The sequence below is a fragment of the Paraburkholderia sediminicola genome, assembly GCF_046030555.1.
In the GTDB taxonomy this organism is placed as follows: domain Bacteria; phylum Pseudomonadota; class Gammaproteobacteria; order Burkholderiales; family Burkholderiaceae; genus Paraburkholderia; species Paraburkholderia sediminicola_E.
In genome coordinates, this window is record NZ_JAQQCH010000001.1 from 361,787 (window position 1) to 376,052 (window position 14,266).

13 protein-coding genes are annotated in these 14,266 nt (G+C 61.6%); all 13 read right to left on the reverse strand.

What is annotated here, in order from left to right; all coding sequences use genetic code 11:
- Nucleotides 1-25: 25 nt before the first annotated feature.
- The 13 genes from rfaE1 to PQQ52_RS01765 all read right to left on the reverse strand — a co-directional run bounded on the left by rfaE1 (nucleotide 26) and on the right by PQQ52_RS01765 (nucleotide 14,163).
- Nucleotides 26-1,033: a D-glycero-beta-D-manno-heptose-7-phosphate kinase gene (rfaE1, locus tag PQQ52_RS01705; protein ID WP_408206254.1), complete on the reverse strand. Its 1,008-nt coding sequence runs from the start codon at nucleotides 1,031-1,033 to the stop codon at nucleotides 26-28.
- Nucleotides 987-2,402 (reverse strand): UDP-glucose dehydrogenase family protein, encoded by a 1,416-nt coding sequence (locus tag PQQ52_RS01710; RefSeq protein ID WP_408206256.1) that lies wholly within the window; start codon nucleotides 2,400-2,402, stop codon nucleotides 987-989. Before PQQ52_RS01710 ends, rfaE1 begins: the two co-directional genes overlap by 47 nt.
- Before the next feature lie 126 nt (nucleotides 2,403-2,528).
- Nucleotides 2,529-3,704: a lipopolysaccharide assembly protein LapB gene (lapB, locus tag PQQ52_RS01715; RefSeq protein ID WP_408206258.1), complete on the reverse strand. Its 1,176-nt coding sequence runs from the start codon at nucleotides 3,702-3,704 to the stop codon at nucleotides 2,529-2,531.
- Nucleotides 3,705-3,773: 69 nt separating this feature from the next.
- Nucleotides 3,774-4,067, reverse strand: coding sequence for a LapA family protein (locus PQQ52_RS01720; protein WP_074282569.1), 294 nt, complete (start codon nucleotides 4,065-4,067; stop codon nucleotides 3,774-3,776).
- Nucleotides 4,068-4,457: 390 nt separating this feature from the next.
- Nucleotides 4,458-4,784: an integration host factor subunit beta gene (locus PQQ52_RS01725; protein WP_028200079.1), complete on the reverse strand. Its 327-nt coding sequence runs from the start codon at nucleotides 4,782-4,784 to the stop codon at nucleotides 4,458-4,460.
- 128 nt (nucleotides 4,785-4,912) lie between these two features.
- Entirely contained in the window at nucleotides 4,913-6,646 is a 1,734-nt protein-coding gene (gene rpsA / locus PQQ52_RS01730; protein ID WP_408206260.1) for a 30S ribosomal protein S1, read from the reverse strand.
- A gap of 163 nt (nucleotides 6,647-6,809) precedes the next feature.
- Complete coding sequence (gene cmk, locus PQQ52_RS01735; protein WP_408206262.1) at nucleotides 6,810-7,496, reverse strand: (d)CMP kinase; 687 nt, start codon at nucleotides 7,494-7,496, stop codon at nucleotides 6,810-6,812.
- Between the two features lie 35 nt (nucleotides 7,497-7,531).
- A complete protein-coding gene (gene aroA / locus PQQ52_RS01740; protein ID WP_408206264.1) occupies nucleotides 7,532-8,836 on the reverse strand; it encodes a 3-phosphoshikimate 1-carboxyvinyltransferase in 1,305 nt (434 codons plus the stop codon).
- A gap of 18 nt (nucleotides 8,837-8,854) precedes the next feature.
- Nucleotides 8,855-9,796, reverse strand: a complete 942-nt coding sequence (locus tag PQQ52_RS01745; protein WP_408206266.1) for a prephenate dehydrogenase — start codon at nucleotides 9,794-9,796, stop codon at nucleotides 8,855-8,857.
- Between the two features lie 51 nt (nucleotides 9,797-9,847).
- Nucleotides 9,848-10,960 carry a histidinol-phosphate transaminase gene (gene hisC / locus PQQ52_RS01750; protein ID WP_408206268.1) on the reverse strand — a complete coding sequence of 371 codons (1,113 nt, stop codon included), beginning with the start codon at nucleotides 10,958-10,960 and terminating at the stop codon, nucleotides 9,848-9,850.
- 79 nt (nucleotides 10,961-11,039) lie between these two features.
- Nucleotides 11,040-12,122, reverse strand: coding sequence for a prephenate dehydratase (gene pheA, locus PQQ52_RS01755; RefSeq protein WP_074282563.1), 1,083 nt, complete (start codon nucleotides 12,120-12,122; stop codon nucleotides 11,040-11,042).
- Between the two features lie 78 nt (nucleotides 12,123-12,200).
- Complete coding sequence (gene serC, locus PQQ52_RS01760; protein ID WP_408206269.1) at nucleotides 12,201-13,283, reverse strand: 3-phosphoserine/phosphohydroxythreonine transaminase; 1,083 nt, start codon at nucleotides 13,281-13,283, stop codon at nucleotides 12,201-12,203.
- Between the two features lie 277 nt (nucleotides 13,284-13,560).
- The gene (locus PQQ52_RS01765; RefSeq protein ID WP_408206778.1) at nucleotides 13,561-14,163 is read right to left on the reverse strand and encodes a DUF2059 domain-containing protein; all 603 of its coding nucleotides are present in this window, start codon (nucleotides 14,161-14,163) and stop codon (nucleotides 13,561-13,563) included.
- Between the last annotated feature and the right edge of the window lie 103 nt (nucleotides 14,164-14,266).

A 14,266-nucleotide genomic window follows, 5' to 3' on the forward strand; every position in this document is an offset into this window, starting at 1 on the left:
AAAACAGGAGGTCCGGCAGCCCGCATCAATGAAAGAGTTCGTCGTAGTTGACGGTGGCAGTGCCGAGCTTGCCGACCACGATGCCGGCCGCGCGATTCGCGAGCCCGACCGCCTCGACCAGCGTAAGACCCGCGCCGAGCATGGCGGCGAGCGTGGCGATCACGGTGTCGCCTGCGCCCGACACATCATACACTTCACGCGCAACGGCCGAAGCGTACAGGATGCCGTCGTCGGAGAAGAGCGTCATGCCCTCTTCCGAACGCGTCAGCAGCAACGCCTTGAACTCGAGATCGGCGCGAAGTTTGGTCACGCGCGCGATCAGATCTTCTTCGGATTTCCACTGACCGACCACCTCGCGCAACTCCGCGCGATTCGGCGTGATCAGCGTGGCGCCGCGATAGCGCTCCCAGTCGTCGCCCTTCGGATCGACCAGCACCGGTTTGCCCGCCGCATGCGCCTTTGCGATCATCTGCGTGACGTGCGTGAGACCACCCTTCGCGTAATCCGACATCAGGATCACGTCGTGCGACGGCAACAGGTCGTCGAAACGCGCGAGACCCGCGAGTAGCACTTCGTGGGCCGGCGAGTTTTCGAAATCGACGCGCAGCAACTGCTGCTGACGCGACAGCACGCGTAGTTTGATGGTGGTAAGCAAATCCGGATCGCGTTCCAGATGCGGCACCACACCGCTTTCGCCGAGCAGTTGCACGATGCGCTCGCCAGGCTCGTCATGACCGACCACGCACAACAACCCCGCTTGCGCGCCGAGCGCAACCGCATTGCGCGCGACGTTCGCGGCGCCGCCGAGACGGTCTTCCTGTCGCTGCACATGCACGACCGGCACCGGCGCTTCCGGCGAAATCCGGTTCACGTCACCGAACCAGTAGCGATCGAGCATCACGTCGCCGACCACCAGCACGCGCGCCGCGCCGAGGCGTTCGCGCGGCACCACGGTAAGGGCCGCCACGGGCGTGGACTGAGCAGCGTCAGGCATTGCGGGAGCCACCGGCCTGAAATTCAGAGGACTGGGCATAAGGTCGTCCGATCGAGTGATAGTCGATGCCGAGCTCGGTCATCGCGTCCGGCTCGTACAGATTACGGCCGTCGAAAATCAGCGGTGATTTCAGCACTGATTTCAGGTGCACGAAATCCGGGCTCTTGAATTCCTTCCATTCGGTAACGACCACCAGCGCGTCGGCGCCGGTAAGCGTTTCGTCCTGGGTGCTCGTGAACGTGAGACGCGCCTGCTGCTCCGGCGCATCGTGCAGATCCATGGCGAACACGCGGCGCGCTTCGGCCACCGCGACCGGATCGTACGCACGAACCTGAGCGCCACGCGCCAGCAATTCAGCGATCACGCGACGGCTCGGCGCCTCGCGCATGTCGTCGGTATTCGGCTTGAACGCGAGGCCCCACACGGCGAACGTGCGGCCGCTCAGGTCTTCACCGAGCTTGCCCGTGATTTTTTGCACCAGCACGTCTTTCTGCTTGTCATTCACTTCCTCGACCGCTTCGAGAATGCGCAGATTGTGGCCGCTTTCGCTGGCGGTGCGGATCAGCGCCTGCACGTCCTTCGGGAAGCACGAGCCGCCGTAGCCGCAACCGGCATACAGGAAGTGATAGCCGATGCGTGGGTCCGAGCCGATACCGCGGCGCACCGCTTCGATATCCGCGCCGACCCGATCCGCCAGATTCGACATCTCGTTCATGAACGAGATGCGCGTGGCGAGCATCGCATTGGCTGCGTATTTTGTGAATTCAGCCGAGCGCACGTCCATGTATAGCGTGCGGTCGTGATTGCGGTTGAACGGCGCGTACAGACGCTTCATCAGTTCGCGCGCGCGCATGCCGGCTTCGTCTTCGTCGCTGCCGAGCACGATGCGGTCGGGGCGCATAAAGTCGTCGACCGCCGCGCCTTCCTTCAGAAACTCCGGGTTGGACACCACCGAGAAACGGTGCTGCTCACTATTGGCGAGCCCGCGCTTGGCCAGCTCCTCTTCGACCACGGCGCGCACGCGTTGCGCGGTGCCGACCGGCACCGTCGATTTGTCGACGATCACCTTGAAGCCATTCATCGTGCGGCCGATGTTGCGCGCCGCCTCGAGCACATATTGCAGATCGGCCGAGCCGTCTTCATCTGGCGGCGTACCGACGGCGATGAACTGCACCTCGCCGTGCGCCACGCTCGCTTCGATATCCGTCGAAAACGTGATGCGGCGCGCCTTGCGCGTGCGGGCGATGATTTCCAGCAAGCCCGGCTCGTGGATCGGCACGCCGCCGTTGTTGAGGATTTCGATCTTGCGCGGATCGACGTCGAGACAGAAGACGTCGTGGCCGATTTCGGCGAGGCACGCGCCGGTGACGAGGCCAACATAACCCGTGCCGATAATGGTGATTTTCATACGCTTTCCGGTAGAGGGTTCCGGTGAGGGTTTCTCGTAGTGAACAAGGCCGTCATGATCCCGCCCGGCTTAATCCGCCCGACGGACCGCCGTCGTTGCGGCGCGGCTACACGATTGCATTCGCGATCAGTTCGACGCCGTAATCGGTTCGACGCGACGCGGCGCATAGGTTTCCCAACCGCTGCAACCCGGACACTGCCAGTAAAACAGCCGCGCCCTGAAACCACAATTCTGGCACGTATACCGTGGCAGATTTTTGGTGCGCTGACGAATCAGCGTACGCATCAGTTCAAGCTCGCTCTTCCGCGGCTCTTCCGCAACGGCTTCCTGGGCTTCCAGAAGACGCGTCATGCCCGCCAGATTCGGCGATTTCTGCATCTGCGAGCGCGCCAGCGCATGCGCGGCATCGGGCCCACGTACCGCCGCAATGTGCTGATAAGTCACGTCGAGCAGATCGTTCGACGGATAGCGGTCCACCCACGTGATGAGCAGATCGGCGCCATCCTGCGGACGGCCGAGCGCCTCATAGGCCTTCATCAGCTTTTCCGCGACGAGCGGCAGATAGGCGGGATTCTGTTCCTCGACGCGCCGCCATTGGACGATGGCCGCCTCCTGCTCACCGGCAGTCGCATCAACGTCGCCGAACAGGATCGTGGCGCGTACGTTGGTCGGGTTCGCCTTCAATGCAAAACCTAGCTGACGGCGCGCCTCATCCGCATTTTTCTGCTGAAGCGCTTCCTGGGCAAGCTCGCAATGGAACTGCGCAATTTCCTTGTCGAGCGACTCGGCGCCCATTGTTTCCAGGTGACGCGCGGTGTCGATCGATTTAACCCAGTCTTTCTCAATCTGGTAGATGGTCAGCAGCGCACGCTGCGCACCCAGCGCGTAATTGCCGGTTTCGAGCGAGCGGAAGGTCTCTTCGGCGCGATCGAGCAAACCGGCCTTCAGGAAATCCTGGCCCAGTTCGTACAGCGCGTGATCGCGCTCGGTAACGGGCAGATCGGTGCGGCTCAGCAGGTTCTGATGCACGCGAATCGCGCGGTCGGTCTCTCCGCGACGGCGGAACAGATTCCCCAGTGCGAAGTGCAACTCGATCGTTTCCGGGTCGAGTTTGACGACTTCGATAAACGCATCGATCGCCTGGTCCGGCTGCTCGTTGAGCAGGAAATTCAGGCCGCGGAAGTACGACCGCGGCAGGTTGGCGCTTTCGGACAGCAGCGTCTTGAGGTCGTAACGCGCGGCCATCCAGCCGAACGCAAACGCGACGGGTATGACAAGCAGCCACCAGAAGTCTAGATCCATGCGATTAATGCAAATGTGCGGAACAGCGGAAACGGAAGGCCGCGCTTCGGAAGCGCGGCAGAAGACAACTTAGATCAGCGGCGGCATGGGCGGTTGTTCGACCACCACCGGGGCTTCACGCGCCACACGCAGCTCGCGCTTGAGCCGGCCATTCTCCATGCGCAAGCGCACCATGGCCGGCATCGACGACACCAGTCCGGCCAGCAGCCCCACCACGAAGAACGCGAGGCCGATCAGAATCAAAGGCGCCGACCACGCATAGCCAGCGAGGAAATTCAGCGTAGCGGGTTGTGTATTGGAAAGCGCGAGCACCAGCAGGAGCACGAACACCAGCACACGGATCAGCCAGACGATAAATTTCATGAATAGGTCTCTTGACGGCAGTTGCGGGGTGACGCCGGCTTGATGACGCGTCGCGCCACGGTGTTGCCCGCGCCGAAGTGACCCGTATTGTAATTGAAGCCCTCGCGGCTGGGCAGGAACTGGCTGATAGAGGACTTACGTGAGGTTTATCTTGCCGCAAGAGGATGTGTGGGCAAGGTATGTTGAATTTTGGGGATGCGCCGGTCGTATAACCACGCTGCCGCCTCGTGCCCGCGGTGAAAAACCCGTGACAACGACTATAAACGAAGATTACAGACGAGGACTGCAGACGAAAAAAAAGCGCCCGAAGGCGCTTTTTCTGGTCTTTTGCCGTCTGGCTCTGGCCGCTGACGCTACCAATGCCATGCCGCGAACAGCACAGCGAAGCATTTACAGGTCGTCGTCATCCGGCTCATCGGCCTTGAGCGGCTCGCCCGAACGTCGATCTACCCGCTCGCGCAATTCCTTGCCCGGCTTGAAATGCGGTACGTACTTCTCAGGTACCAGCACCTTCTCGCCCGACTTCGGATTACGCCCTACGCGGGACGGACGACGATTAAGGCCGAAGCTGCCGAAGCCACGAATTTCGATGCGATGGCCGTTGGCAAGCGCCTCCGACATCGCATCAAGCATCGTCTTCACCGCGAAATCCGCATCTTTAAGTACGAGCTGCGGAAATCGCGTAGCCAGCTGGGCGACCAATTCCGATTTGGTCATACTGCAGCAGACCTCTCAAGAAAACGCCGGGCCGCCCCCATATTTTGCGCCCCGAAGGAATTTCCCTCGGGGGATTCCCCCTTGCGGGGGGCCGGACGCGAAGCGCCAGGTTTGGGGGCGTTCCTCAATTACTGGTTCTGACCGTCGAGCTTGGCCTTCAGCAACGCGCCGAGGTTCGTCGTGCCGGTAGCAGCCGAGTTCGAATCCGACGAAGCCAGGCCGCGGATCGCTTCCTGTTGCTCAGCCGAATCCTTGGCCTTGATCGACAGGTTGATACCACGCGACTTGCGATCGATGTTGATGATCATCACGTTGACCTTGTCGCCGTCCTTCAGCACGTTGCGGGCATCTTCCACGCGGTCTTGCGACAGCTCCGAAGCACGCAGGTAGCCTTCGACTTCCGCCGACAACTGAACCACTGCACCCTTCGCATCTACCGTCTTGACCACGCCGTCGACGATCGAACCCTTGTCGTTCATTGCAACGAAGTTGCTGAACGGGTCGCCTTCGAGCTGCTTGATGCCCAGCGAAATGCGTTCCTTCTCGACGTCGATGCCGAGAACAATCGCTTCCACTTCGTCGCCCTTCTTGTACTTGCGAACTGCTTCTTCGCCCGTTTCGCTCCACGACAGGTCCGACAGGTGAACCAGACCGTCGATGCCGCCCGGCAGACCGATGAAGACGCCGAAGTCGGTGATCGACTTGATTGCGCCTTGCAGCTTGTCGCCCTTCTTGAAGTTGCGGCTGAAGTCGTCCCACGGGTTCGGCTTGCATTGCTTCATGCCGAGGCTGATACGGCGGCGGTCTTCGTCGATTTCGAGAACCATGACTTCGACTTCGTCGCCCAGCTGAACAACCTTCGACGGTGCCACGTTCTTGTTCGTCCAGTCCATTTCCGACACGTGAACCAGGCCTTCGATGCCCGATTCCACCTCGACGAATGCGCCGTAGTCGGTGATGTTGGTGACCTTACCGAACAGGCGCGTGCCCGACGGGTAACGGCGCGAAATGCCTTCCCACGGATCGTCGCCCAGTTGCTTGATACCCAGCGAAACGCGGTTCTTCTCTTGATCGAACTTGAGGATCTTCGCGGTCACTTCCTGGCCAACCGACAGAACTTCGCTCGGGTGACGCACACGACGCCATGCGATGTCGGTGATGTGCAGCAGGCCGTCGATACCGCCGAGGTCCACGAACGCGCCGTAATCCGTGATGTTCTTCACCACGCCTTCCACGATCGCGCCTTCCTTCAGCGTTTCGAGCAGCTTTGCGCGCTCTTCGCCTTGAGTCGCTTCGATCACAGCACGGCGCGACAGCACGACGTTGTTACGCTTGCGGTCGAGCTTGATGACGCGGAATTCCAGCGTCTTGCCTTCGTACGGGGTCGTGTCCTTGACCGGACGCGTGTCAACCAGCGAACCCGGCAGGAATGCGCGGATGCCGTTGACCATGACGGTCATGCCGCCCTTGACCTTACCCGTGATCGTGCCGGTCACGAGTTCGTTGTTGTCGAGAGCCTTTTCCAGCGACAGCCACGAAGCCAGACGCTTCGCCTTGTCGCGCGACAGGATCGTGTCGCCATAGCCGTTTTCCAGCGCGTCGATCGCGACGGAAACGAAGTCGCCCGCCTGCACTTCTACCTCGCCCGCGTCGTTCAGGAACTCTTCGAGCGGGATGTAGGCTTCGGACTTGAGACCAGCGTTGACGACCACGAAATTGTGGTCAACACGCACGACTTCGGCGGAGATCACCTCGCCAGCGCGCATGTCTTGCTTGGTCAGCGACTCTTCGAACAGAGCCGCAAAAGATTCGGTATTCGGGTTGGAAGTTTGCAGGTCGGACATAAAAATCAAAATTTGCATGGTTCTCGCGGTGCCCGGCTGGCCGGGACGGTCAGCAATTTCGGCTAGTTGCGAATGCCACGCGGGGTTAAGGGGTTAATACACGCTCCACGACACACGCGGAGCACCTACTGACAACGGTACTTCTCTCTACTGCGCCCGCTACTCAAACACTGCCCGGACATCAGGCATGCGGGACCCATGCTTCAAACCACTGCACCACCTGTTCGACCGCCTGGTCGATGGACAATGCGGAGGTATCAAGCAGCTTTGCATCCGCCGCGGGCTTGAGCGGCGCGGCCGCGCGCTGACTGTCACGCTCGTCGCGCTCACGCAAATCCCGGAGCAAGTCATCTATATTAGCAGAAAATCCTTTTTGGATCAATTGCTTATGCCGGCGCGCCGCACGGGCCTCGACGCTGGCGGTCATGAACACCTTCAGCACGGCATCCTGGAAGATTACGGTGCCCATGTCGCGACCATCGGCGACCAGCCCCGGTTCCTTGCGGAAAGCCCGCTGACGGGCCACCAGCGCGGTTCGCACCGGCACGTGCACGGCGATCGCCGAGGCGCGGCTACCGACTTCCTCCGCGCGAATGTCGGCCGATACGTCGGCGCCGTCGAGCTGCGCCAGTCCCTCGCGAAAGGTGATGTGCAGATCGTCGATCAGTTTTACAAGCGCGTCCGCATCATCCGCGGCGACCTTATAGCGAATGCTGGCCAGCGCGGCGAGCCGGTACAGCGCGCCGCTATCCAGCAGGTGAAAGCCGAGGCTCGCGGCGACCAGCGCGGCCACGGTGCCTTTGCCGGAGGCGCTCGGGCCGTCGATCGTAATGACGGGCGTCTGGTGAAAGGGACGGGTCGGTTTCATCGAAAAAGTCGCACGTCAGTCGATTCGGGGCCGAATCAGGGTTGAGCGAGCGCAGTGAAGCGCTCGAAATAATCAGGGAATGTCTTGCCGACGCACTTCGGGTCGTTGATCCGCACCGGCACGCCGCCCAGGCTCACGAGCGAGAAGCACATCGCCATGCGGTGATCGTCGTAAGTGTCGATCGAGGCGTTCGGAATCAGTTTTTCAGGCGGCGTGACGACGAGAAAATCCTCGCCCTCCTGCACCTTCGCACCGACCTTGCGCAGCTCGGTCGCCATTGCCGCGATCCGGTCGGTTTCCTTCACGCGCCAGCTGGCGATGTTGCGCAGCGTGGTCGTGCCGTCCGCGAACAGCGCGGCGATGGCGATCGTCATCGCGGCGTCGGGAATCAGGTTGAAGTCCATGTCGATCGGATCGAGCTTGCCGTTGTCGTTGCCGACGCCGCGCACTTCGATCCAGTCCTCGCCCATCTGCAGATTTGCGCCCATCTTGATGAGCGCATCGGCAAAACCGATGTCGCCCTGGATGCTGGACCGGCCCACGCCTTCCACCCGCAATGGCCCACCGCCAAGCGCACCGGCCGCGAGGAAATACGACGCCGACGACGCGTCGCCTTCCACCATGATGATGCCCGGCGATTGATAGCGCTGCCCCGCCGGCACAATGAACCGGTGCCATTCATGGCGCTCGACCTTGATGCCGAAGCGCTCCATCAGCTTGATCGTGATCTCAATGTAGGGCTTCGAGATCAGCTCGCCGTCCACCTGGACGGTCGTCACGCCGCTTTGCGTGCGCAACAGCGGCAGCGTCATCAGCAGCGAGGTCAGGAACTGGCTCGACACGTCGCCACGCACGCGAATCGGTGCGTCGGCCAGAATCTGCGCCGGGCGAATCCGCAGGGGCGGATAGCCGTCATTCTCTTCGTAGTCGATCTTCGCGCCGATCTGCCGCAAGCCGTCGACCAGATCGCCGATCGGCCGCTCGTGCATGCGCGGCACGCCGTGAATGCGATAGTCGCCGCCATTCACCGCGAGCGCCGCAGTCAGCGGGCGCACCGCCGTGCCGGCATTACCGAGGAACAGATCGGCTTTGCGCGCAGTAAACGCGCCGCGCGTACCGGTCACGACACAGGTGTCGCCCTCGCGCTTCAGACGCACGCCGAGCTTTTCGAGCGCGTCGAGCATTACGCGGGTGTCGTCGGAGTCGAGCAGGTTCGTGATTGTCGTTTCGCCTTCGGCGAGCGCCGCGAGCAGCAGCACACGATTCGAAATGCTTTTCGAACCCGGCAAGCGAACCGTGCCGGACGCACGAGAAAATGGTCCGAGATCGAGGAATTCCATGATTGAGTCCAGTTCCGGTTATTTCGAGGCGTCGCCGAGGGCGGCCCCCGCTGTACGCTGTTCCTGCCATTCGCTACGCGCGACGCGCGAGCGCGCGAACACGGCTTCGAGCGCGGCGCCGTCGGCGGCTTCAATCGCCGCGCGCAGGCGTGCGAGCACCGCGGTGTATGCATCGATCTCCTCAAGCAATGCGACGCGATTCGCCACGCACACGTCGCGCCACATCTCCGGGCTCGACGCGGCGATCCGCGTGAAGTCGCGGAAACCGCCGGCAGCGAATGAGAATTTCAGCGCGGCGTCGGGCGAATTGAGAATCTGCTCGACCAGCGCGAAAGACAAAACGTGCGGCAAATGGCTGACCGACGCAAGCACGCGGTCATGCTGCTCGGGTGTCATGTCTCGCACGCAAGCGCCAGTGGCGAGCCACATCGCGGCAACACGCTCGATCGCTTCCGGCGCGTTCTCCGGCAGCGGGCACAACACGACATTGCGATTCACATACAGATCGGGCAACGCCGCATCCGGGCCGCTCGCCTCACGCCCGGCAATTGGATGCCCCGGCACGAACTGGGCGATGCGCGCACCGAGCGCTGCGCGTGCTGCTGCAACCACGTCGGACTTGGTGCTGCCGGCATCGGTGACGATCGTGCTTGCGTCGAGAAACGGCGCAATGCGTTCGAGCAGCGGTTGCGTCTGCGCGACGGGGGTTGCGAGCAGCACGAAATCGGCGCCGGACAACGCGTCACGCAATGCGACGTCGTCGTTCAACGCCACGGCTGCGTCGATCACGCCCAATTCCAACGCGCGCGCCGTCGACGCGGACGAACGCCCGACACCAATCACCGTTCGCGCGCCCGCCGCCTCGCCCCGCTCGCGCAATGCGCGCGCGAGCGATCCGCCGATCAGGCCGACACCGAAAATCACCAGCTTATTAAAAGAGAACGCAGCCACGTCGGTCACAAAAAAAGCACGCCATTCATGAAGTGAGGCGCACGGGTCAAGGTCAACCGCTTACGCGGTGGCGAGCGTCTTTTCGAGCGCCGCGAGGAACGCTTCATTTTCTTCCGGCAGACCGATCGTGATGCGCAGCCATTGCGGCAAACCGTAGTTGCCAACCGGGCGAACGATCACGCCCTGCTTCAGCAACGCGAGGTTGACGCGGTTACCGGCTGCGTCGTCGTTGCCGACGCGCACCAGCACGAAGTTGCCATCCGACGGCACATACTCGAGGCCGAGTTTGTCGAACGTTTCGGTCAAAAGGCGATAGCCTTGCGCGTTCAACGCGGCGCTCTTTTCCAGAAACGCCGTGTCGTTCAGCGCCGCGATCGCCGCAGCTTGCGCCAACGTGTTCACGTTGAACGGTTGACGCAGACGGTTCAACAGATCGGTCAACTCGGGCTGGGCGATTGCAAAGCCGACCCGCAAACCAGCGAGTCCAAACGCCTTCGAGAACGTGCGCGACACCAGCAGATTCGGATAACGGCGCACCCACGCGATCGAGTCGTAACGCTTTTCTTCCGGCAGATATTCCGTGTACGCCTCGTCAAGTACGACGACCACGTTGCGCGGCACCTTGTCGAGAAACGCCTCGATCTTCGCGCCTTCGATAAAGGTACCGGTCGGGTTGTTCGGGTTCGCAACGAAGATCAGCCGCGTGTCGTCCGTGATCGCGGCCAGCATCGCGTCGAGATCGTGCCCGTACTTGACGGCGGGCACGACGATCGCACGCGCACCCACGCCTTGCGTGGCGAGCGCGTAGACCGCGAACGAGTATTGGGCGTAGACGATCGATTGACCCCTTTCGACCAACGCGTGCGCGGCGATTTCGAGAATGTCGTTACTGCCGTTGCCAAGCGTCACCCAGTCGGCCGGCACGCCGTAACGCTCGCTCAGCGCCGCCTTCAGTTCGAATGCGTTTGCGTCCGGATAGCGGCCAAGTTCGCTGGCCGCTTGCGCCATGGCGCGTTGCGCCGATTCCGGCATGCCGAGCGGATTTTCGTTCGACGCGAGCTTCACGATCGTCGCTTCGTCGAGGCCAAACTCGCGGGCCACTTCCGAAATCGGCTTGCCGGCGATGTAAGGCGCAATCGCGCGCACGTAGGAAGGACCGAAGGACGTTGTCATGAAAATCTCCGAACGACTAATTAGTAGTAGGTGAACATGCAGCAGACGCGCGCAAGCGATGCGGGCGCCTTAGCCGACATCAACGGGCGCGCGGATACGAGCCAAGTATCTTCAGGAACGCGGCCTTCTGGCCGAGTTCGGTGAGTGCGGCGGCGACCGCCGGCTCGTCGCGATGGCCTTCGACGTCGATGTAGAAGTAGTACTCCCACGTACCGACGCGCGCCGGGCGCGATTCGAAACGGGTCATCGACACGCTGTGGCGCGCCAAAGGCTCCAGCAACTTGAACACAGCGCCCGGCTCGTTCGCCACCGACACGATCAACGACGTCTGGTCGTGCCCGCTGACGCCGGTGCGCTCCTTGCCGATCATCACGAAACGCGTACGATTGTGCGGATCGTCCTGGATCAGGGCGTAGGCGACTTGCAGACCGTAATGGGTCGCGGCACGATCGCCAGCGATCGCTGCGACAGTCGGATCTTCTGCCGCCATACGCGCGGCTTCGGCATTGCTCGACACCGCCTGACGCTCGAGATGCGGCGCGTTCGTCGCGAGCCAGCGCTGGCACTGGGCGAGCGCCTGCGCGTGCGCACACACCCGCGTCACGCCGGTGAGGCCGCCGTTCAGCGTCAGGAGATTGTGGTGAATCGGCAAGGCCAGTTCGCCGCCGATCGTCAGCTGGGTTTGCAGCAGCAGATCGAGCGTGCGCGACACCGCGCCTTCGGTCGAATTCTCGACCGGCACAACGCCGAATTCGGCTGCGCCTGCTTCGACCGAGCGAAATACTTCGTCGATCGACGGGCACGGCAGACCTTCGATCGACTGACCGAAGTACTCGTGCATAGCCTGTTCGCTATACGTGCCGACCGGGCCGAGATATGCGGCCTTGATGGTCTTTTCGAGCGCGCGGCTCGCGGCCATGATCTCGCGCCAGATTGCGCTGATATGCTCGCTGGCCAATGGGCCATCGCTCATATCCTGCAAGCGCGCGATCACCTGCTGCTCGCGCTCCGGGCGGAACACCGGCGCGTTGAAATGCTTCTTGACCTCACCCACTTCGAGCGCCACTGCGGCACGCTGATTGAGGAGCGCGATGAGTTGCGCGTCGAGCGCGTCGATGCGTTCGCGAAGGGGTTTGAGTCGGGTATTGAGTTCGTCGTCCATGCGTGAAAACGGCCCTGCCGGTAGCTGCTGCACAAATGCGTGCTGGAAAGGATGCGCGCGCCTGAATATCTAAGACGATCAGGCGCTGCGCTGTTCGAATTCCTTCATGTATTCGACAAGCGCTTTGACGCCTTCGAGCGGGACGGCGTTATAAATCGACGCCCGCATGCCGCCGACGGACTTGTGGCCCTTTAGCTGCACCATTCCCCGCGCTTTCGCGCCGGCCAGGAAATCATCGTTGCGCGACTCGTCAGCGAGGAAAAACGGTACGTTCATCCGCGAACGCGAGCCACGCTCGACCTTGTTCAGATAGAAGCTGCTCGAATCGATCGCGTCGTACAACAGCTTCGATTTTTCGAGGTTACGCGCTTCCATCGCGGTAAGGCCGCCCTGCTTCTTCAACCACTTGAACACCAGCCCGGCGACGTAAATCGCGTACGTGGGCGGCGTGTTGTACATCGAATTGTTCTCGGCAACGGTTTTCCATTCGAATGCCGACGGGCAGATCGCTTGCGCGCGACCCAGCATGTCTTCACGCACGATCACAACCGTCACGCCCGCCATACCAATGTTCTTCTGCGCGCCGCCGAACAGCACGCTGTATTTGGCGATGTCCATCGGGCGCGACAGGATGTGCGACGAAGCGTCCACCACTAGCGGAATATCACCGAGGTCGGGAATCTCGAATGTCTCGACGCCGTGAATGGTCTCGTTGGTGCACAGATGCACGTAAGCCGGATCGTCCGACAGTTGCCATTCAGAGCGCGCCGGCGCACGGGTGAAACCCTCTGCCGTCTGGCCGCTCGCCGCCAGGTGCACGGCACCGTATTTTTGCGCTTCCTTGAGCGACTTTTGCGACCACGAACCCGTCACGACGAAATCCGCGCGCGGTTTCGCGCCCATCAGATTCATCGGCACGATTGCGTTTTCGCCCAGGCCACCGCCTTGCAGAAACAGGATGCGATGGCTGGCAGGCACCTGGAGCAATTCGCGCAGATCGACGAGCGCTTCCTCGTGGATCGACATGAATTCTTTGCCGCGATGGCTCATTTCCATCACGCTCATGCCACTGCCCTGCCAATCGAGCATCTCGTCGGCTGCCTGACGCAGCACTTCTTCGGGCATGGCAGCTGGGCCGGCGGAGAAATTAAAAACGCGCATCGTGAAATCCTGGAAGCTGGCGCGAAAAACGAACAGATCGCGCAAAAATCGGCGAAGTTGGCAGCCGCAGCAACGGCAGCCGCTACAAAGTTAACGACGCGCGTTTGACAACAATTTCGCGCCCAAAAAAGAAAATGGCCGTCTGCGCGTGTGCGCAAACGGCCATTATCGCATTGTCGCCGCCAACCCGCCAAACCAGGCACGCCGTATAGCTTGCCGAGCGGCGGCTAGCGCGATGTCAGCGCAGCCTTTCGACCTTTTGGCTTAACTAGCTGGCTTACTTAGCCGGCTTGACCGAAGCGACTTCCTTGTCAGCCTGGTCACGCGTTGCCTTGATCGATTGCGGCATGTACTTTTGCATCAAGCCGTTCACAACGTCGCGGCCAACCTGGTCCTGGACCTGGATGAACTTGCGGCCGGTCGGGCTCTTGTAGAACGCGGTCAAATCCTTGATTTCCGACGTGCTGTAGTACTTCGCGTAAGCGTCGTACTGAGCTTGCATGGCGTCTTGACGGAAGGAATCCGTTGCAAACACCTGGCCTGCGCCGTCAACCAGCTTCGGCACTGCGTTCTTTTGCAGCGTCGGGACGGAAGCCTGCTTCTGCTTGTCCGTCATCGTCTTGTTTTCGCTCAGGGCGTCCGACAGGATAGCCGGGACCAGTTGCTTGGCTTGCATCTGGGCGCTGTTGCCGATTGCGCCGACGAGCTTCTGTGCATCGATTGCGTCCAGCAGGTCCTTGATTGCAGCCTGCTTGGCCGGATCAACCGGTGCAGCGGCAGCAGCCGGAGCCGCCGGGGCCTGGCTCTGAAGCGCTTGAGCCATAGCGAAGGTCGGCACGAGAGCAGCCAGCAACATCAGTTGTTTGAATCGTTTTTGCATCATTACTCCCTAAGAGAAATTAACTTGAACTGCGAGCTGCGCGGGATGCGTATCGGCCCGACACGCCATTGTTCCCTGCGCAGCTTCCAACCAATAACTGAGA